Origin of the sequence: Streptomyces albireticuli (genome assembly GCF_021228125.1) — a bacterium.
Classification (GTDB): domain Bacteria; phylum Actinomycetota; class Actinomycetes; order Streptomycetales; family Streptomycetaceae; genus Streptomyces; species Streptomyces albireticuli.
Genome location: NZ_JAJQQS010000014.1, coordinates 159,411 through 178,485 on the forward strand (window position 1 = coordinate 159,411; position 19,075 = coordinate 178,485).

Sequence of the window (19,075 nt, forward strand, 5' to 3'; positions counted from 1 at the left end):
GGGGTGGCCGCAACGACGCAGTACGACGGCATAGGAGAGGCGTACGAGGGCTTCAAGGCACTGCCCCTGGCCCGCTACCCCGAGCGGGGCGGTTTCCTCGGCATGCTCGGTGACGTGCGTGGCGCCTCGGTCCTGGACCTGGCCTGCGGCACCGGCTTCTACACCCGGCAGGTCCGCCGGCTCGGCGCCGCGGACGTCCTCGGAGTCGACGTCTCGACCGAGATGGTGACGGTCGCGCGGGCGATCGAGGAGCGGGCCCCGCTCGGCGTGCGGTACGCGGTCGCCGACGCGGCCCGGCTGCCCGCCTTCGACCGCCCCTTCGACGCCGCGACCGCCGTCTACCTCCTCAACTACGCGCGGGACGCGGCGGAGATGACGCGCATGTGCCGCGCGGCGCACCGCGCCCTGCGGCCCGGCGGGGCCTTCCACGTCCTCACCCAGGCTCCCGGCTTCCGCTTCGACGGCCCCCCGACCGCGAAGTACGGTTTCCGCTACGAGGCGGTCGGGCACGGCCCGATCGGCCCCCGGGCCCGCATCACGGCCCTTCTCGACCCGCCCGTCTCCTTCGTCACCCACTACCCGCGGCGCGAGGTGTACGAGGAGGCGCTGGCGGCGGCCGGCTTCGGCGAGGTGACATGGGTGCCGATGTCCGTACCGGAGGAAGGGGTGCGGGCGTTCGGGGCGGAGTTCTGGGCGGACTTCCTTGCGAACCCGCCGGTGGCGATGGTGCGTTGCCGCGCGTAGCGCGACGCCGCTCGTACGCCCGCTCACCGGCGTGGCTCCGTCCCGGTGCGCGAAGGGGCGGGGCCGGGGAACACACCCGGTCCCGCCCCCGTGCCGCTCAGAGCAGCCACGGACGGTCCCCGCCCGCCGGGGGCGCCCCCGCGCCACGGCGGACCTCCGCCGCCGTCCGGTGGAGGTGGAACAGCGACCGCACCGCCACCCCCGGGTCGTCGATGGACACCCGCCCGTCCTCCGTCCCGCGCAGCGCCCGGTCCGCCCGCCCGACCACGGTGCGCGGCCCGATCACCGTGGCACCCGCGCTGAAGAGCATCCGCTCCACCTCGCAGTACGGGTCCGTGGACGTACCGGCGTCGCGAGTGGTGGTCATGACGGCCACCGGCTTGCCGGTCAGCGGCGAGCTGTCGGCCGGCCAGCTCAGCCAGTCCAGCAGGGTGCGCAGCGAAGCGGGCGGCACGGCGTCCGACTCGGGTGCGGCGATCACCAGCCCGTCGGCGAGCGACGCCATCCGCCGCAGCGCGTGGGCCACGGGGTGCGAGGCGACGGAAGCGGTGGCGCCGGCCCGCGACAGTACGGACGGTGTCGCGCTGACGACCAGCCTCACGCCCGAGGCGCCGGGCACCGAGAGGGCACGGAGCAGCGGGTCGCCGAAAGGGTCGTCCCCGGCCGGCGCGCTCAGTCCGAGCAGCAGCACGTTCTCCACGGCGGATGTCCCTTCCTGTTCCGGCGACGGCCCCGGCGAGGCTTCCGGGAGTGGTCCCGGTACCGGCCCTTCGGACCGGTAGGGTCCCGGCTCCGCTCCCGTCCCCCCGCCCGTCACCGCGTCGGCGCCGGGCGCAGCCGCCGCGAGAGGAGGACGCCGGCGAGGGCCAGCGCGGCGGTGAGGACGAAGGTGCACACGAGGGCGACCTCGGTCGTCGAACCGTGGTGGTGCGCCATGGCGATGGCCGCGCCGCCGAGGCCGGCGATCAGGCCGGTGGCGAGGGTCTGGGCGAGCTGGAGCGAGCCGCTGACGAGTCCCTGCTGCTCGGCGGGCGCCTGCTCCAGGGTGTCGGTGGTGGCGGCGTTGAACGCGATGCCCATGCCGATGCCGCCGACCGCCCAGCCGGCCACCGCGACGAGGGCGGGGATCGCCGTGACGAGGACGGCCAGGGCCATGATCACCACGCCGGCCAGGAGGATGGTGAAGCCGAGGATGACGCTGCCGGTCCGGCCGCGGGCCCGGCCGTCGGTCCTCGCCTGGTAGGCGGAGCCGATCACCCAGGTGATGGCTCCGGCCGAGAGGCCGAGGCCGGCCATGGCGGGGCTCACGTCGCGCAGTTCCTGGAGGCCGAGCGGGAGGAACGCCTCGCTGCCGAAGTAGACGGCGCACAGCAGGAACCTGATGCCGATGCCGGCGCCGACGCCCGCGCGGAGGCCGAGCGTCCCGGCCGGGGTGACCTGACGCAGCGTCGGCACCGCGACGGCCAGGCCGAGGACGGCGAGCGGGATCAGCAGGGCGAGGTTCTTCAGCAGCAGCGCCTGGAGGAGCAGGGCGGTGCCGGCGGTGAGGAGGACGCCGGCGGCGAGGGGGCCCTTCCACCAGGGTCCGGCGGCCGGGGCGGCGCCCGCCGCCCCCTGGCCGCGGCTCATCCGGCGCAGGCCCGGCAGGGTGAGCGCGGCGGCCACGGCGATCAGCGGCAGCATGAGCAGGAAGACGCCGCGCCAGCTGGTGTGTTCGGCGAGGGTGCCGGCGATGACGGGGCCGACCAGCGAGGGGACGGTCCAGGCGGAGGAGAGCAGGGCGAACATCCGTGCCCGCAGGTGTTCGGGGTAGGCGAGGCCGATGACGGTGTAGGCCATGCTCATCACCGCGCCGACGCCGAGGCCCTGGAGGGCCCGGCCGAGCAGGAAGAGCGGCCAGGACGCGGCCGCTCCGGCCACGGCGCAGCCCACCGCGAAGACGGCCATGCCGACCGCCATGGACCTCTTGGGGCCGTGCCGGTCGGCGGAGCGGCCGGCGACCACGGTGCCGACGATGTTGGCGAGCATCAGGGCGGACAGGCCCCAGCCGTAGGCGCCGAGGCCGTCCAGGTGCCGGGCGATGCCGGGGAGCACGGTGGCCACGCCGAGCGATTCGAAGGCGACCATGCTCACGGAGAGGATCACCCCGACGGTCAGGGCGCGGTAGGCCCCCGAGAAGACGCTCTCCGGTGCCGCGGGCGGGCCGGCGGCGGGTGGCGCGGCGGGCCGTGCCTCCATGACCTGGTTGACATCCTGCTCCACGACGACCTCCTGGGACTGCGCTTCCACGGGCGTATTCGCGAGGTTTCCCCCGGCGTTCCCTCTCAGGGTTCCCACCTCGGGAGATTTTCATTCCGTTCCGGAACGGAATGAATCTCAGCGTACCTATACTGGGCGCATGGTGAACACCCCGAACGGCGCCCTGGCCGAATCACGCGAGTCCGGCCGGCAGCGCGCCGGCAGGCCCCGGGACGGGCGCATCGACGCGGCGGTGCCCGCCGCCGTGATGGAGATCCTGGGCGAGTCGGGCTACGGCGGTCTCACACTGGAGGCGGTCGCCGCGCGGGCGGGCACCAGCAAGCCCGCCCTGCGCCGCCGCTGGCGCTCCCTCCAGCACCTCGTCGTGGACGCCCTCGTCACCACGGTGGGCACCACGCCGACCCCCGACACCGGCTGCACGCACTGCGACCTCGTCGCCGGGATCAGCACGCTCAGCCACTCGTTCGGCAACCCCCTGGGCCGGCGGGTGCTGCCCGCGCTGATCGCCGATCTGGCCGACACCCCGGACCTGGAGAGCGCGTTCCTGGAGAAGTTCTTCCACACCCGCCGGGCCTCGACCGCCGAGGCGCTGCGGCGCGGCATCGAGCGGGGCGACGTCCGGGCCGACGCCGACATCGACCTGCTCCTCGACATGCTGGCCTCCACCACCTACTACCGGGTCCTGTTCGGGCACCTGCCGGTCACCGGGACGCTGGCCGAGGACGTCGTCGGGGTGGTGCTGAGAGGCGTGGCCACGGCCGAGTGGCGGTGCCGTCACGACGACGGCCCGAACTGACCGCTCGTCAATAGACGTACGGGCGAAGGGGGCCGGGGGCGGCGGCCGTCACCGCCGCCGGGCACACCTCCGCACGCGTGCCGGTGAGCCGCGCGCACGCCCGGCGACTCCGCCCGTACCGACCGGAATCGATCTGTCGACGGCATGCGCGGAGCACTACCTTCCGGGCATGTCACTCCCCCGCGCACACCACGCCCCCGAGGCGGTCGAACGGCCGTGCGAAACCGGCCCCGCGTCCGCCCCGGACCACTGATGAACGTTCCCTCCGTGCCTCCGTCCCACCTGGCCGCCCCCTCCCTCACCGACCGGGCCATGCGCGCCTTCCCCGCGCACCACCCCGACTCCCGGCTGCGCATAGGGGCCCTGCTCCAGATGCTCGGCACCGCACCCCGACGCGAACACCTGCGCGATCACGTATGCGAACGGCTGACCGCGCTTCCGGCACTGACCCACTTCCTGGCCGGCGCCGGCACCCGCTGGGAGACGGCCCGGTACCCCGATCCGGCCACCCATGTGGTCGACCACCCGCTGCCGCCCGGCGCCGGGGAACTCGACCGCGCCGTCCAGTTCCTCCTGCGCGAACCGCTGCCCGAAGGCGTACCGCCGTGGCGGATCTGGCTGCTGCACGGCCACGCCCCGGGCACCTACGCCGTGCTCTACCTCGTGCACCACACCGTGCAGGACGGCGCTGGCATGCTGCACACGCTGGAGACCCTCTTCACCCCGCACGGCGTTCCCGACGACCGCTCGTCCGCGGTCTTCCCCGGACTGCGCGACGCCCCGGCCCCGACGCCGCGCGACCGCCTCCGCGCCCTGGCGGCCACGGTGCGCGCGACCCGCCGGACGGAGGTGTGGACCTCCGCCCGGCATCCGCTGTCCGCCCGGCGCACCTTCCGCTGGGCGCGGGTCCCGGCCGCGTCCCTGCGCACGGTCGCCCGTACGGGCGGGGGCAGTTCCAACGACGCCTATCTCGCCACCGTGGCCCACGCGGTGCAGGGCTGGTCGGCGGAGCACTGGCCCGCCGCGCACCGTTCGCCGGAGCTGGTCCTGACCATGCCGGCCAATATCCGCCGCCCGGAGGAGGCGAGCGCGCCGGGAAACCGGACGGTGATGGTCCAGGTCGCGCTGCCGGGCGGCGACGTCCCCCTGGCCACTCGTCTGGAAGGCGCCGTACGGGAGACCGCGCCGCTGAGGTCGCACCGGTACCGCGAGGCCCTGCGCCGCGCCGCCGCCGGGCCCCGGCTCCCCTCCTGGGTGCTGCGCCGCGTGACGCGGACCCTCGCCGCGGACCCGGCCCACGCGGCGGTCGGCGTCTCGGGGATCACCGTCCGGCACTCCCTCCAGCTCGGCGCGGATCCCGTGGTCTCGGTGCGGCCGGTCGGCTGTCTGCCCGAGGGCAGCCCCCTGGGCGTCCTCATGCTCACCTACCGGGGCACCTCGACGGCCTGCTTCATGGCGGACCGCGCGCTGCCCGGCCTGGACGCCCTGCACCTGCGCTGGCAGCGGGCGGTACGGTGCCACGCCACGGGCGCGCCGGACGGCTGACGGCCGGGCCCGCGCGAGGCCTCCCGCCCGCGGTCAGCCGACGCTGATGGCGCGGAGCTTCTCCCGCAGGTACGCGTGGGAGTCGACCGGCTCGTGCGCGACGCGCCCGACCGGGGCGGGCAGCGAGGCGACCCGCGTGCCCGGGTCGCACTCGTAGAAGTACACCAGGGAGAGCAGTTCCTCGGTGGGCGCGTCGGCCGGCGGCGGGAGCACCCGGTGCCGGCCGGAGCGCCAGCGGTCGCCGGTCCAGCGGGCCATCAGGTCACCGATGTTCACGGTGAGGGCGTCCGGGTCGTAGGGGGCGTCCTGCCAGCCGCCCTCGTCGGTGTGGACCTGGAGCCCGCCCTTGCCCCGCTGGCGGTCGAGCAGGGTGACCGTGCCGAAGTCGGTGTGCGGCCCGATGCGGAACTGCCCGGGCAGCGGGGCTCCCACGACCTCGGTGCCGGGGTACCAGTTGAGGTTGAACCCCCAGGTGGGGTGGGACGTGTGACGGGTGAAGAGGTCCGGGGGCTGCCGGAGGGCGGTGGCGAGGAGGACGAGCAGTTCGTCGGCGAGGGCGCGTGACCGGGCGAGGTACTCCGTCACCAGCGGTTCCAGGTCCGGCACTTCGGCGGGCCATACGTTCGGCCGGAACCACTCGGCGTCCACCGCGGCGTCCCCGGTGGGCTCCTCGGCGGCGCAGGACCATGATTCCTTGAGGTCGGGCGGGCTCTCGGCGCCCTCCGCGTAGGCGTTGGCCTCCGCCCCGGGCCCCAGCCAGCCGCGGCCGCCGACGGCGACCGCGTAGGGCCGCTTGACGGCGGCCGGCAGCCGGAAGAAGGCGCGGGCGGCCTCCCGGACCGCCGACCGCAGCGCGGGGTCGATGCCATGGCCCGTGACGAGCAGGAAGCCCGCCGCCTTCAGAGCCTCGTCGACCTCCGCGGCGACGCGCGCGCGTACCGCCGGGTCCCCGGACCGCCAGGGTCCGAGGTCGACCACGGGAATCCGGACACCGGTCATATCGGCCTCACTTCCGCTGCGACGCGGTGAACCGTACCGCGTAGGCGTCCGCGAGGTCGCGCAGCGCCCGCGGGCAGTCCCCGGTGTAGGCCGGGCCGTGCATCAGGCCGAGGGCGGCCGGTTCGAGGGCGGCGAGCCGGCGCATGGTGGGGGCGGTGTCGGCGGTGAGGCAGGAGGCGCCGAAGACGTCCTCGGCGGCCAGCGCCGGGCCGACGATCTCCGACTCCGTGAGGGCGGGGGCGTCACCGATCCGGGTGAAGAGGTCGCCGCACAGGAGGGTGCCCGTCGTCTCCTCGAACAGCAGCCCGGCGTCCCAGCCGTGCGGCACGTGCGGGGTCGCGAGGTAACGCACCCGCTTCCCGCCGAGGTCGATCACCTCCCCGTCGTCGAGCGGGCGCGGCGTCCGGTCGGCCATGTCGTCGACGGACACCAGGCAGCCCATCGCGCCGTGCGCGACCTGGGCGCGCGGGGCGGTGGCCAGCCAGGAGTTCATCGCGCCGCACTCGTCGGCCTCGACGTGCCCGAACGTGAGCCAGCGCAGGTCCGCCACCCGGGTTACCCGGGCGACCGCGTCGGACACCAGCGGGAACAGCGAGCGCAGCCCGCAGTGGAAGAGCAGCGGCTCCTCGGCGTCGACGAGGAACTGGTTGAACAGGAAGTCCGCGTCGCTGACGTACGTGGACAGCCGGTAGATGTCCGGCGCGATCTCGGTGACCGTCGTCTCCATGGGGCACCCCTTCCTCCGTGGCGCCCAGTGTGGGGCGGTCGGCGCCGCGTACACGGGGACCGGCGCCCGGGGTTCCGGATTCCGGGGCGCGCCACCGCCGGTTTTCCCTCCGACGGGCTAGGGGGTGCCCCGTGGGGCACGGTACGCCGGACGGCGGTCGCGGTCCGCTCGGGCCGCGGCTCGCGGACGGGGGCGGAGCGGGCCGTGGACGCCCCCTAGCCCCCTGGCCGGTGGCGCATGATCCCACACGCGTTCCTATGCCGAATGAATTTGCCAAAAATCGCCCCGGCCGGTTCCGCTTTCGATTACCTTCCGTCGCAGCCGACACGCCGTTGGTAGCCACCGAGGCGGCTCGTGTCCGCAGCAGAGTCCGCAACAGTCATGAGCAGCCACGACGGTATGCGCCGGCGTGGGGCTGGAGAGGTCCGAGTGTCCGGTATAGACGCGTGCTTATCCGAGGCCATGGCGATCCCCGGGGCCCGGGGGGCGAGCCTGGTGGACTGGACCAGTGGGCTGACCCTGGGCGCGGCGGGCGACGGGCCGGACCGCGACCACGAGACCGCGGCGGCGGAGACGTCCGAACTGGCCCGGCTCGCCTTCGAGAACAGCGCGTTCACACGGGCGACGGAGGACGCCGGGCCCGTGGAGGACCTCATCGTCACCGCGCGCGGCAGCTACCACCTGATCCGCTTCGTGGAGACGTCCTTCGACAGCAGCGTCTTCCTCTACCTCTGGCTCGACCGCGCCGAGGCCAATCTCGCGATGGCCCGCTTCCGGCTCCAGGGGCTCACCGCCGGACTGGTCCTGCCGTGACCGCGGCCACCGGAACGGCGACCCCGCGCCGGGCGTCACCGGAATCTCCCGCCCCGCCCACCGCCGCCACCCTGGTCCGGCTGGCGGACGAGCGGGCCACCGGCGCGCTGCACGGCCCCGTCGGCGCGCTCTACCTGGCCGACGGCGCGGTGGTGCACGCGGAGAGCCCGGCCGCCCCCGACGTGGGCCGGCGGCTCACCGCCGGCGGCAGGCTGTCACCGGAGACCTGGGAGGAGGCCGTCTCCCGGGGAGGTCCGGGGTACCGGGCCGGGGGCTTCCTCGTCGAGCACGGCCGGCTGAGCCGCGGCGAGCTCGAACTGTGCCACCTCAGCGCCCTGTTCGACGCCGCCTACTTCGTCCTCTGCCCGCTGGAGACGGACCGGCGCCCGCCGGAGCGGTTCCTGCGCGAGGCGCGGCACTGGCTCGGCCCGGTTCGCCCCGTCCCGGTGGCCGCGGTCCAGCGCGAGGTGTGCCGCCGCCGCGAGCTCCTCGAACGGGCCTGGCCGTGCCCGGCGGTGGACGCCGCGCCGGTCGTGCCCGTACCGGACGCCGCCCGGCGGTGGGGATCCGGCGCCGCCCCGGCCTGCGGGCGCCGGGCGGTGCTGGAGGCCGCGGACGGGAGGCGCACCCCGGTGCAGATCGCCCGGGTGCTCGGGCGGTCCGCCTTCGCCACGCTCCTGGACGTACGGCGCCTGGCGGCACAGGGCCTGATCCGCACACCGGCGGGCCCCGGCGCGTCCGGGACCTCCCCGGAGAACCCGGACCCCGCGGTCCCCGCGAAGGCGGGAGCGGCGGCACGGCAGGGCGCCGGTGCCCCGGAGGTCTCCCTGCTCTACAGGATCCGCGACGCCTTGGAGGCGCTGTGACCGTGCCCTACCGCCGCCGGAACTCCCGGCAGGTCCCCCCGATCCCATGATGAGACGCGCCTTGAGACAGTTCACCGGAAGGAGACAGCCGATGACGGCCGTGCCCGAAGTGCTCACCGAGCTCCAGGGGTTGCGCGTACGCGTCCCGCACCTGACCGGGGCGCTGGTGGCGAGCACCGACGGTCTGGTGATCGCCCACCATGTCTCCGACATGGAGCCCGACGGGGTGGCCGCCCTGACGGCCGCCGCGCTGGGCGTCGGCTCACGGCTGACCGACGCCGTGGGCCACGGCGGCTTCCGCGAACTGCTCGTACGCGGCGAGCGGGGCTACGTGGCCACGTACGCGGCCGGTGCCTCCTGCGTCCTCACCCTCCTGGCGTCGGCGGACGCCAACGTCGGCCGGCTGAACCTGGAGGCCCGCAGGGCCGGCGCGCGGGTGGCGGAACTCGTGGAGAACGCGCTGGAGCGCCGGCGCGAGACCTGACGCGGCGCGCGGCGACCGTGCGGCACGGACACACCTCCCTTGTTCTTCCCCTCCTCACTTCTCTTCTTGACTCTCACCTCTCTACGAAAGCGGGATTCCCATGGCGAACACCGAAGCCGCCCTCCAGGACGCGATGACGTCGATCGAGGGCGCCATCGGGGCGGCCCTCGTCGACTACGGCAGCGGCATGGCGCTCGGCACCCTGGGCGGGGCCCAGGGGCTCGACCTGAACGTCGCGGCGGCCGGGAACACCGATGTGGTGCGGGCCAAGCTGCGGGCGATGGAGATGCTCAACATCCAGGACAGCATCGAGGACATCCTCATCACCCTCGGATCGCAGTACCACCTGATACGGCTGCTGGCGGGCCGGGGCGGGAAGGGTCTCTTCCTCTACCTCGTCCTGGACTCCAAGCGGGCCAACCTGGCGATGGCACGCCACCAGCTCAAGCGGATCGAGACGGACCTGGAGGTCTGACGGAGCCTCCGGCGGCCGCCGGGGACCGTCCCGGGGATCTCTCAGGGGCCTCCGCGGTGGGGCGTTCCGGCCGGCCGCGCCGGAACGCCCCGGTCGTTCTGGAGCTCCCACAGCTCCCGGAAGAGCCCTTCGGCGACGACGAGTTCGGCGAAGGTCCCCTGCTGGATGACCCGGCCGTGGTCGAGGACGATGATACGGTCCGCGACCGCGACGTTCGCCAGCCGGTGGGTGACCAGGACGACCGCGCGGTCCCGCGCGACCTCGCGCAGCCCGGTGAAGATGCGGTGCTCCGCGCGGGCGTCGAGGGCGCTGGTCGGCTCGTCCATCACGAGGAGACCGGCCCGCCGGTAGAAGGCGCGGGCGATGGCGACGCGCTGCCACTGCCCTCCGGAGAGGTCCACGCCTCCGAACCACTCACGGGCCAGCAGGGTGTCGAGGCCGCTGCGGAGGCCGTGGACGACCTCGTCGGCGCCCGCGTGCGAGGCGGCCAGCAGGACGGTGTCGTCACCGCCGCCGCCGTGCGGCTGGCCGAGGGTGATGTTCTCGCGGGCGGACATGGGCCAGCGCGCGTAGTCCTGCGGCACCACGGCGGTACGCCGCCACAGCGCTTGCGGCTCGAAGACGCTGATGTCCGCGTCGTCCCAGGTGACGGTGCCCTCGGTGGGCAGGTAGAGGCCGGCGAGGAGCTTGCTGAGCGTGGTCTTCCCCGAGCCGTTCTCCCCTACTAGGGCCAGCACTTCACCGCGCCGCACCTCCAGGCCGACCTTCTCCAGGGCCGGGCGGTCCGTACCGGGGTAGCAGTACGTCAGCCCCTCGGCCCGGACGGCCAGCGGGCTCGCGGGGGCCTCGCCGCCGCGCCGCATCCGGTGGCCGCCGGCCTCCTCGATGAACTCGGCCCAGTCGTCGAGGTACAGCCCGGTGCGGAACAGCCGTGTGCCGTAGCCGACCATCCCGCGCAGCGACGAACCCACCGTCCGCAGGGCGAAGACCGCCGTCCCGGCCGACGCGACGGACATGTGCCCGGTGCCGAGGAGCAGCGCGAGCGCCACCCATACGAGCCCGGAGGCCACCCCGCCCGCGAGCGAGCCCAGGAGGGCGTACCGCGCGCCCTGGTGCACGGCCTTGTCGGTCGCGCTGTCGATGCGGTCGCCGATCGCGCGGTAGCGGCCCAGCAGGAAGGCGGCCATGGTGCCGGAGCGCAGCTGGTCGGCGAACTGCTTGTCGGTCGCGTACCAGCGCAGGTGGCTGAGCACCCGGCGGTCGGCGCTCAGCGCCCGCGAGGTGAGGTAGTGGACGCGGGCGCCCTTCACGCTCGCGATGCCCTGCGGGAGGGTGGCCAGCACGAGCAGCGGGAGCAGCGCCGGGTGCAGGAGCGTCACCACGCCGGCGGCGGCGACCAGGGAGGCGACGCAGGCGATGAGGTCCTGCGACTCGGTGAGCAGGTCCTGGGCGACGTCCGCGCCCCGGTCGGCGGCCTCGCGCTTGTCGTTGAAGCCGGGGTGGTCGTAGGCGGCGAGCTCGGCGTTGATCGCCGCGTCGAGCATCTGCATCTCCGCCTCGCGCGAGATGCGCGGGGCCAGCCGGCTGGAGATGTTCTGCACGGCGATGCCGAGCAGGGCGCGGGTCCCCGCCGCGGCGGCGAGCGTCACCAGCGAGGGCAGTGCCTCCATCAGCCGGTCCTGGATGTGGCCCGAGGTGATCAGCGCCGTGATCGTCCGGGTGGTGGCCAGCAGCCCGAACGCCTCGAAGACCCCGGAGAGGACCTGGCAGCTCAGCAGCGCGACCACGGCGCGCCGGTCCACGCGCCAGGCCAGGGACAGCGCCTTGCGGACGAGCCGGGGCAGGCGCCGGCTCATCGACCGGGCGGTCAGCGGGGTCTTCTCGAACACCGCGAGTGTGGGGGAACGGAACCGTAATTCCTCTGCGGGCGTTCCGGTGGCGTCGGCGGCCAAGTTGTCCCTCCCGGTGGCTGGGCGAGCGGCGGCATGAGCGGTTGCACGATGCCGCACGGCTCGCCGGGACCGGGTATGAAAAGCAGCAATCCACCCGGACGTGGGTCTTCCGTGTAAAGCGGTGGGAAGGGGGACCATGCCGGTGGAGGGGTGGGACGACGAGGCCGCCGGGGGCGGGGGTTTCTATGGGGCGGGGCGGTCGTCGATGACGATCCGGATGGCCTCCGGCCAGGGTTCGTCCGCCGCGGGCTCCGGTGGGGCCGCCTCCACGGGTGCCGGCCCGTCGCCCGGGTCGGCGTCCGGGTCGGAGCCCGGCCCGGTGCCGGGACCCGGGTGAGGCCGGGCCTTGCGCAGTTCCTCGGCGATGCGCTCGTACAACTGCCAGGCGAGTGCTCGGCTTCCGGAGTCGGCGGACTCCTCGTCCCTGATCCGGGCCAGCACCGTGACCGTGGCGATCAGGCTCGGGCCCGAGACGGACACCTCCACCATGCCCTCGTCCTTCCCCTCCCCCGCCCGCACCCGTCCGGGGACCCTGAAGTGGGTTTCCTGTCCGGCCTGTTCGACGAGGAAGGCCCAGGTGTCACGGTGGCAGACGAGGGTCGCGGCACTGACGCCGGCGGCGCTGCGCAGCAGGCCGAGGTGGACGGCCTCGTCGGCCTCGGCGTTCTCCCCGGCCGCTCGGGGTGCCGGTCCCTCCTCCGGCGCCTGGACGAGCACCACGTTCTCGAAGGGCGGCAGCGGCTCGGGCGGACGCGCGAGGCGTGCTTCCCGCGCCTCCCGTGCCTCCTCCAGGCGGTGCGCGCGGTCGTCGGCCGCTTCCCTGAAGGCACCGTCCGCCTTCGCCCTCAGCTCGGTGAGTTCTAAGCGGAGCGCCTGGACCTCCTCGCGTGCCTTGCCGATCAGGCCGCGGAGTTCCTGGAGCTCCCCGCGGAGCGAAGCCTGGTGCTGGTTGAGCGTCTTGGTGGATTGCGCGTCCGATTCGCGGTGCAGGACCCGGATGAAGTCCCGCAACGCCTCGTCGTCCCTCTTCCCCCCACCGAACATCCCGTCCCCTTTCTGACGTGACCATGGCCGTGTCAGGAGGGTTCCTCCCCGTGCTCCTGACCCGTGATGCGATCGCGGGAGGGCGTGCGGGGGCGATTCGACGCCTCCGTCAGTTCCTCCAGGAGCGCCCCGGCGGCCGGGTCCGGCACGTGCCCGGCCTCGCGCGCCGCCCGCTCGGCCCTCTCCAGCCAGTGACGTGCCTCGCCGGGCTGTCCTTCGCCGTACGCGACCTGGGCCAGCAGGACGAGCAGGGAGGCGGACGGGCCGGGCCCTCCTGGCACCGGGGGCAGGGGCGACAGCGGGGGCCGTGGGGCGGAGGGCGCCTCGACGACCGGCGTCGGCCCGGCCACGGGCTCCGGCTCCGGCTCCGGCTCCGGCTCCGGCTCCAACACCGGTATCCGCACAGGCTCCGGCTCCGGCGCCGAGGACCCCGGGCCCTCCCCCAGGGCCGCACGCGCCGCCGCCACCACGGTCGCGTCGTCCGTCCCCGCGGCCCGGCCGAACCACGCGCGCGCCTCGGCGTACGCGCCCTCGATTTCCGCCAGGCGGCCCAGGAGCAGCAGCGCCTGCGGCCGGTCCTCCCGGTCCGTGGAGCGCGCGAGCGGCACCAGCACCGCCTTCGCCTCCTCGTACCTCTCCAGCCGGGCGAGCGCGCTGCCGAGGTAGCGCCGCGTCAGGCACTCGGCCGGTTCGTCGCCGGCCGCCGTGGCCTCGCGCAGGGCGCTCTCCAGCAGCGGCAGGGCTTCGGCGAACTCGCGGTGGGCGAGCCTCGCCATGCCGAGACCGGCCAGCGCCCGCGGGGTGACCTCCGCGTCGCCCATGTCGAGGGCGCGGCCGAGGTACTGCTCGGCGGCCCAGATCTCGCCGGCGTCCAGGAGTTCCATGCCGCAGCCCAGGAGTACGACCGGCAGGTCGTCGGCCTCCTCGGGGGTCAGCGGCTCGTCGAACATCGCCAGTGCCGCTCCGGTGTCCCCACGGCTCAGCCGGACCGCCCCCAGGTGGGCCTTGGCCAAGGGGGCCAGGTCGGCGGCGACCGCGCTGCCGGAGCCGAGGACGGCCTCGAAGAGGCTCTCGGCCACGGCCAGGTCGGGAACGTCGGCCGCCATCTTTCCCAGCTGGAGCCGGGCGATGTCCACGGCCTCCGGCGAGTCCGAGGCGGCGGCCGACTCCAGCAGTTCGCGGCCGGCCGCCGGGGCTCCCTGGTGCACGCGGAGCTGGCCGAGGAAGCAGCGGGCGAGCGGGGAGAGGAAGGACTCCGCCTCCACCTCCGTGACCAGCAGGGCCTCCGCTTCGTCGATCTTCTCGGGGTCGTCGCTGTCCAGCAGCATCAGCGCGAGGTCGATCCGCGCCACCCGCGACCAGTGCGGATGCCCGGAGCCGACGGCCCGCCCGTACGCGGCTTCCGCGCCGGCGTGGTCGCCGCGGCGGGCCAGGAGGTCGCCGAGCAGGTCCGCCGCGTGCGGGCCGTGGTCCGTCTCGTCCGAGTCCGCGATCTCCTGGAGCGCTCCGCGCGCCCGCTCGTCCCCGCGCGCCACGAGCATCATCGCCAGGTCGAGCCGGGCGACCGGGGCCCACACCGGGTGCCGCGAGCCGATCGCCCGGCGGTACGCCCTCTCCGCCCGGGCCCACTCGCCCTGTGCCGTGAGGGCGTCGCCGAGCAGATCGGCGGCGCGCGCCGACTGTTCGGGGTGGCCGGATCCGGCGACCTCGGTCAGCACGCGCACCGCGCGCTCGTGGTCGCCGTCCGCCGTCCAGAGGGCCCCCAGGTCCACCCGGGCGAGCAGGGCCCAGCTCTCGTGCCCGGAGCCGGCCACCCGCAGGAGCTCGGCGGCGGCGCCCGCCCGGTCCCCGTCCGTCGCGAGGAGCAGGGCCAGTTGGTGCCGGGCGCGCAGGGACTGCGCCAGGTCGCTGTGGCCTGCGACCTGTTCCAGGGCGGCCCGCCCCTGTTCCTTGTCGCCCTGGACCCACAGCATCCAGCCGGCGGTGATCTGGGCGTTCTGCGCGGCGAACACGAACGGGGAGGCGGCCGCCGCCTCGACCAGGGGGCGCGCGAGGTCGAACTCCCCCTGCTGGGCGAGCAGCCGGCCGAGGCCGTCCTGGGCCAGGGGCAGGACCAACGGGTTCCCGGAGGCCAGCGCCGACTCCAGGAGCGTACGGGCGCGGTCCAGCTCGCCCCGGTCGAGGAGCAGCGCGCTGAGGTTCACCTGGGCCAGCGGCACGGCCTGGGCGAGCGCCGAGTCGCGCACCGCCCGGGGCAGGGTGATCGGCCCGGGCGGCTCGCCCCGCGGCCGCGAGGCGGGGTCGGCCGTACGGGGCGGTGTCGCGTCGGTCGTACGGAAGAGCGCCGCGTCGGCCGGGCCGGGCGGCGGGGGGTGGCCCTCGGGGACCGTCCCCGGCTTGCCCTTGGCGGGCGCGCGCGGCGCGGACATCTCGCCCTGGCGGAGCAGCAGTCCGCCGAGGTTCGCCTCGGCCAGCGGCACGCTCTGCGGGTCGCCGGAGGCCAGGGCGCTCTCCAGCAGCCCGCGGGCACGCTCCGGTTCGCCCTGCGCGATGAGCAGGCCGCCGAGCCCGGCCTGGGCCAGCGGCACCGCCTGGGGGTGGTGGGAGGCGAGGGCCAGCTCCAGCTGGCGGCAGGCCTCCTCGCAGCGGCCGAGCAGGTTCAGCACGGCGGCGAGGTCGACCTGGGCGAGCGGGACGACGTCGGCGCGGCCGGAACCGGCGGCCTCCTCCAGCAGCGCTCGGGCCCGTACGACGTCCTGCGCGTTCAGCGCGACCTCGCCCAGCAGGAGCGACGCCCAGGCCACGACGTCCCCGCCGCCGCTGTCGTGGGCGCGTTCCAGGGCGAGGACCGCGATGTCGCCCTGTTCGCGGGTGAAGGCGGCGAAGGCCACGCCGAGGAGGTCGCCCGTCGGCACGGTGGCGACGGCGTGGCGCCAGGCGTGGTCCGGGACGGCGGTCGGCTCGGGGACGGACCGCTGGTCCAGGTAGCCGGGCAGATAGGCGAACGCGCGGTAGGAGGGCTCCGTACCGCCCGGGAACTGGTCCAGGAGGGTGATGCTCCCGGCGACGGGCCGCATCGCCCAGGCCAGACCCGTCCGGAACGCCTCGTCCGTCAGGACCCGGTGCGGGGGGACGGCGGCCCGGTAGCCGGTGGCGAGCTCGCGGAGCGTGCTCTCGGCGAGGGGCGCCCCGCAGCCCATCCGCTGCCAGTCGACGGCGGCGCGGACGACCGCCCAGCCCTCGGGGCAGCCGTCCCGGCCGCCGTTGTAGGTCTCCTCCAGGAGCGGGGCGGCGACCATGCGCTCGCCGATGCCGCGGTCGGTGAAGTCCTCCTCCTGGTAGAGGCGGCGGGCCTCCGCGAGGTCCTCCTCGTGGAAGAGCCGGGAGAGCTCGATCGTGGTGGCGCGGCCGAGGACGGTGCGGGCGGTGCGGCTGACCTCGTCGGTCGTCGAGCGGACCCGGGCGAGCCGCTCGGAGGTGAGGGTGGCGACCACCGTCACGGGCGGGTCGAGCCGGGCGAAGCCTCCCAGGACCTTGAGGTCGACGCCGCCGGGCTGGAGGTAGTCGTCGAGGTCGTCCAGCCAGAGCACGGCGCGGTCCCCGCCGGTCGGCAGCCGCAGCCGGGCCAGCGCGCCGGGCGCGGACGGGGTGCGGTGGGGCACCACTAGCCGGGCCTCCGGCAGGCGGCGGCGCAGCAGCTCGATCAGGGTGCGGGACTTGCCCGCCTTGGAGTCCCCGGTGACCAGGATGAAGGGGGCGGAGGCCAGCGCCCGGTCGAGCAGGGCGTCCTCGCGCCGCCGGGGGGCGTACGGCGGGTCGGGGTCGCGGTCGAGGTCCTTGGAGGGAGTGACGCCGATGTCGTAGAAACGGATCTCGCGGACCTTCGGGAGCTGGCCGTCGGCGCGGAGCGGGAGTTCCAGGAGGCTTTCCAGGCGGTCCCGCCGGTCCCGCTCCTCCTGCCTCTCCCGGCGTTCGGCCGCCGCCGGCCGGCGGATCAGTCCGGCGAGGGGCGGCCAGTAGTGGGCGAGCCGCTCGACCGGGATCGCGTAGCCGGTCCTCACGTCTCTTTTCTCACCGGGTTTGTCCCGGGTGACAACGATGCCGATGACCCCTTCGAGCGTCGTGTCCCATACCGGTGATCCGGAGAATCCGGGGGCGATTCCATGGCCGAGGACGGACCCGGCCTGAAGCTGTATCCATTCCGTTTCCGCGGGGCCGACGCACCGTCCTTCCGTCGACACCCCGCCCCATTTGTGGACGCCTTCGGGATATCCGTAGGCGTGGAACTCGTGGCCCCGGATGCCGCCCTCGGTGGAGACCAGGGGCGCGGGGCGCGCCTCGGGCGGCAGGGGGCCGCGCAGTTCGAGGACGGCCACGTCGCCCGTCCGGCTCCGGCTGTCCTGGGGGTGCCAGCCGCCCTCGGCGACGACCGCGGGGACGGGGTCCGCCGCGGTGTGCTGGAAGCGGACGTAGACGGGCCCGTCAGGGGGTTCCTCACGGCCCTGGGGCACGGTGACGTGGGCGCAGGTGAGCACGTGCCGGTCCGTGACCAGCACGCCCACGCCGTTCGGGGCGCCGTCGCGGGTGCGCCGGACGCCCACGACCCAGGGCAGCCGCTCCCACGGCAGCACGGCCGGTCACCCGGCGCCGGCGGCGCGCCGCCAGCCGAGCCTGACGTTGAAGTGGCCCTCCGTGGCGGACTTGGCGACCACGACGCCCGCCTCGGCGTTGAGCTTGATGCCGAATTCGATGTCGTACTCGTCGGGGGCCAGCTGGCGCAGCAGGCCGAGCAGCGCCTCGATCGCGGGCTTGCTGCCGGAGAGGATCTGGTCCAGGCGTCTGCCCGCCGTCAGCAGCCCGTCGTCGTCGCGGGCGACATTCTCCAGGCCCGGTGCGCTGTCCTCGACCTCGACAATCATGGAGGAGCCGTCCTGTGCCTCGAAGCGCACGAGATCGCTCATCGCCGTTCCCCCGTTTCGCCGTTTCACCGTTTCCCCCGTCGAACGGAACGGGATCGATTCTAGGGCTCTCCGCCCGATATTCCTCCGGGTGTGCCGTCATCTCCCGGGAAACTTACGGAAGATGAGGGTCCGGGTTAACCTGGGCGCGTGTTCCTGGGAATGGACGTCGGGACGGGAACGGTCGCGGTACGCGACGCGGACGGCGCGCGTTTCTCGGAATGCGCCCCCTATGGCATGGCGGCATACGTCCGCGAGCTCACGGGAACGGAAAGAGGGGCGGGCGGGGTGACCGGCGCCGTGGTCGCCGTGCCGGAGGACTGGTGCGCGGAAAGCGGCTGCGCGCGGCGGGAGGCGCTTTTCGCCGAACTCCGCGCCGTGTCCGCCCCGGTGCCGCGGTTCGTCCCCGCCGCCGTCGCCGTCCTGGCCGGCACGGCCGCGGCGGCTCCCGTGGACGGGCCGGCCGAGCGGCTGGTCTGCGACATCGGGCCGGAGCGGGTCGGCGTCACGCTCTGCCGCGTCTCCGGTGTGCCGGGGGCTCCGGGCCCCGTCGTCGAGTTCGTCGACTCGGCGGCCGCCGGCACGGCCGGGGTGCCGCGCGAGGCGGGCCCGGCCGCCCACGCCCTGGCGCACCGGACGGCGGGAGGCGATCTCGCGCGGCGGGCCGAGATCCTGCTGGCGCGGGCCGTGGCCTTCCCGCGCTACCGGGAGGCTCCCCTGCACCCGGCCGGCGGTCCCGGCACCTCGGCCGTGACGGCCGGGGAGGCCATCGACGCCTTCGCGCCCGTGGCGGACGCCGTACGGGCCGCCGGTGCCGCCCTCAGGGCCCGGTGCTCACCCGGCCCAGGCACCCCGGACCGGGTCGTCGTCACCGGAGCGCTGGCCGCGCACCCGCTGGTCCCGCACACCATGGCCCGGTGCCTGCCGGTCCCGTGGGCCGCGGCCACGCCGGGGGTACCGGAGCCCGGCGCGGCGGCGGCCGGGGCACTGCTGATCGCCGAGGGGGCCGCCCGGGCCCCCGAACCGGCACCGCACACGCTCGGTCTGCCGGCTCATGAGATCCGGCGGGGCCGGCTGGTGGCCCGCCGGATCCCGCTCGCCGAGGCCGGCTCACCGCCGCCCTTGACGGTGACGGCCGACGGGGCCCCGGTGGTCGTGGAGATCCCGCCGGGCGAGGCGTTCCGGCTCCTCGTCGAGGTCCAGGAGTACGGGCACGGGGCCCGCCGCGCGCTGGCCCCGCCGCGCGCCGCCGCGCCGCCTGCGGGGAGGTACCACGTCGGACTGCACCCGGTGCGGCGCGGGTTCGGGGTGCTCGTCCTCCGTCCGGTAGGCGGGGGCGAGGCGGCGCTGGTCCCGCTGGGCGCGCCGGCCGGCGGCTGAGTCGCGAGAACGAGAAGGAGCGAGGGAGGGGAT

At 75.0% G+C, this 19,075-nt stretch carries 16 protein-coding genes; 8 read left to right on the forward strand and 8 right to left on the reverse strand.

Annotated elements, in window-relative coordinates; all coding sequences use genetic code 11:
* Positions 1 to 3: 3 nt before the first annotated feature.
* Positions 4 to 744 (forward strand): class I SAM-dependent methyltransferase, encoded by a 741-nt coding sequence (locus LUZ64_RS24555; RefSeq protein WP_232398748.1) that lies wholly within the window; start codon positions 4 to 6, stop codon positions 742 to 744.
* Positions 745 to 841: 97 nt separating this feature from the next.
* Here LUZ64_RS24555 and LUZ64_RS24560 read toward each other — a convergent pair whose 3' ends face one another.
* Entirely contained in the window at positions 842 to 1,444 is a 603-nt protein-coding gene (locus LUZ64_RS24560; protein WP_095581029.1) for an NAD(P)H-dependent oxidoreductase, read from the reverse strand.
* A gap of 113 nt (positions 1,445 to 1,557) precedes the next feature.
* Entirely contained in the window at positions 1,558 to 3,033 is a 1,476-nt protein-coding gene (locus LUZ64_RS24565) for an MFS transporter (RefSeq protein WP_232398750.1), read from the reverse strand.
* A gap of 109 nt (positions 3,034 to 3,142) precedes the next feature.
* Here LUZ64_RS24565 and LUZ64_RS24570 point away from each other — a divergent pair, with 109 nt between their 5' ends.
* Positions 3,143 to 3,799 carry a TetR/AcrR family transcriptional regulator gene (locus tag LUZ64_RS24570; RefSeq protein ID WP_095581030.1) on the forward strand — a complete coding sequence of 219 codons (657 nt, stop codon included), beginning with the start codon at positions 3,143 to 3,145 and terminating at the stop codon, positions 3,797 to 3,799.
* 267 nt (positions 3,800 to 4,066) lie between these two features.
* Positions 4,067 to 5,344, forward strand: coding sequence for a wax ester/triacylglycerol synthase domain-containing protein (locus LUZ64_RS24575; protein ID WP_170116727.1), 1,278 nt, complete (start codon positions 4,067 to 4,069; stop codon positions 5,342 to 5,344).
* A gap of 33 nt (positions 5,345 to 5,377) precedes the next feature.
* Here the strand turns inward: LUZ64_RS24575 and LUZ64_RS24580 are convergent, their stop codons facing one another.
* Positions 5,378 to 6,343, reverse strand: a complete 966-nt coding sequence (locus LUZ64_RS24580; RefSeq protein WP_095581032.1) for an isopenicillin N synthase family dioxygenase — start codon at positions 6,341 to 6,343, stop codon at positions 5,378 to 5,380.
* Positions 6,344 to 6,350: 7 nt separating this feature from the next.
* On the reverse strand, positions 6,351 to 7,070 hold the full coding sequence (locus LUZ64_RS24585) for an oxygen-binding di-iron domain-containing protein (RefSeq protein ID WP_095581033.1): 720 nt from the start codon (positions 7,068 to 7,070) through the stop codon (positions 6,351 to 6,353).
* A 429-nt stretch (positions 7,071 to 7,499) separates the two neighbouring features.
* Here LUZ64_RS24585 and LUZ64_RS24590 point away from each other — a divergent pair, with 429 nt between their 5' ends.
* The 4 genes from LUZ64_RS24590 to LUZ64_RS24605 all read left to right on the forward strand — a co-directional run bounded on the left by LUZ64_RS24590 (position 7,500) and on the right by LUZ64_RS24605 (position 9,708).
* Positions 7,500 to 7,883: a roadblock/LC7 domain-containing protein gene (locus LUZ64_RS24590; RefSeq protein ID WP_095581034.1), complete on the forward strand. Its 384-nt coding sequence runs from the start codon at positions 7,500 to 7,502 to the stop codon at positions 7,881 to 7,883.
* Positions 7,880 to 8,749: a hypothetical protein gene (locus LUZ64_RS24595; RefSeq protein ID WP_095581035.1), complete on the forward strand. Its 870-nt coding sequence runs from the start codon at positions 7,880 to 7,882 to the stop codon at positions 8,747 to 8,749. The genes LUZ64_RS24590 and LUZ64_RS24595 overlap by 4 nt, the downstream gene beginning before the upstream one ends.
* Before the next feature lie 49 nt (positions 8,750 to 8,798).
* Positions 8,799 to 9,233, forward strand: coding sequence for a roadblock/LC7 domain-containing protein (locus tag LUZ64_RS24600; protein ID WP_095581040.1), 435 nt, complete (start codon positions 8,799 to 8,801; stop codon positions 9,231 to 9,233).
* Between the two features lie 100 nt (positions 9,234 to 9,333).
* Positions 9,334 to 9,708, forward strand: a complete 375-nt coding sequence (locus LUZ64_RS24605; RefSeq protein WP_095581036.1) for a hypothetical protein — start codon at positions 9,334 to 9,336, stop codon at positions 9,706 to 9,708.
* Between the two features lie 41 nt (positions 9,709 to 9,749).
* On the opposite strand, the gene LUZ64_RS24610 is transcribed toward LUZ64_RS24605, so the two are convergent.
* The 4 genes from LUZ64_RS24610 to LUZ64_RS24625 form a co-directional block, all read right to left on the reverse strand.
* Complete coding sequence (locus LUZ64_RS24610; protein WP_232398752.1) at positions 9,750 to 11,597, reverse strand: ABC transporter ATP-binding protein; 1,848 nt, start codon at positions 11,595 to 11,597, stop codon at positions 9,750 to 9,752.
* Positions 11,598 to 11,843: 246 nt separating this feature from the next.
* On the reverse strand, positions 11,844 to 12,704 hold the full coding sequence (locus LUZ64_RS24615; protein ID WP_095585317.1) for a hypothetical protein: 861 nt from the start codon (positions 12,702 to 12,704) through the stop codon (positions 11,844 to 11,846).
* Between the two features lie 32 nt (positions 12,705 to 12,736).
* Positions 12,737 to 17,335, reverse strand: a complete 4,599-nt coding sequence (locus tag LUZ64_RS24620; RefSeq protein WP_095585318.1) for a tetratricopeptide repeat protein — start codon at positions 17,333 to 17,335, stop codon at positions 12,737 to 12,739.
* A 6-nt stretch (positions 17,336 to 17,341) separates the two neighbouring features.
* On the reverse strand, positions 17,342 to 17,665 hold the full coding sequence (locus tag LUZ64_RS24625) for a CU044_2847 family protein (RefSeq protein ID WP_232398754.1): 324 nt from the start codon (positions 17,663 to 17,665) through the stop codon (positions 17,342 to 17,344).
* A 147-nt stretch (positions 17,666 to 17,812) separates the two neighbouring features.
* On the opposite strand from LUZ64_RS24625, the gene LUZ64_RS24630 reads away from it, so the two are divergent.
* Positions 17,813 to 19,042, forward strand: a complete 1,230-nt coding sequence (locus tag LUZ64_RS24630; RefSeq protein WP_143593482.1) for a hypothetical protein — start codon at positions 17,813 to 17,815, stop codon at positions 19,040 to 19,042.
* Positions 19,043 to 19,075 lie beyond the last annotated feature (33 nt).

Coding starts and splice junctions, on each gene's coding strand:
- LUZ64_RS24580 (WP_095581032.1), bottom strand. CDS start 6,343: ATGACCGGTGTCCGGATTCCCGTGGTCGACCTCGGACCCTGGCGGTCC.
- LUZ64_RS24600 (WP_095581040.1), top strand. CDS start 8,799: ATGAGACGCGCCTTGAGACAGTTCACCGGAAGGAGACAGCCGATGACG.
- LUZ64_RS24615 (WP_095585317.1), bottom strand. CDS start 12,704: ATGTTCGGTGGGGGGAAGAGGGACGACGAGGCGTTGCGGGACTTCATC.
- LUZ64_RS24625 (WP_232398754.1), bottom strand. CDS start 17,665: ATGAGCGATCTCGTGCGCTTCGAGGCACAGGACGGCTCCTCCATGATT.
- LUZ64_RS24605 (WP_095581036.1), top strand. CDS start 9,334: ATGGCGAACACCGAAGCCGCCCTCCAGGACGCGATGACGTCGATCGAG.
- LUZ64_RS24585 (WP_095581033.1), bottom strand. CDS start 7,070: ATGGAGACGACGGTCACCGAGATCGCGCCGGACATCTACCGGCTGTCC.
- LUZ64_RS24570 (WP_095581030.1), top strand. CDS start 3,143: ATGGTGAACACCCCGAACGGCGCCCTGGCCGAATCACGCGAGTCCGGC.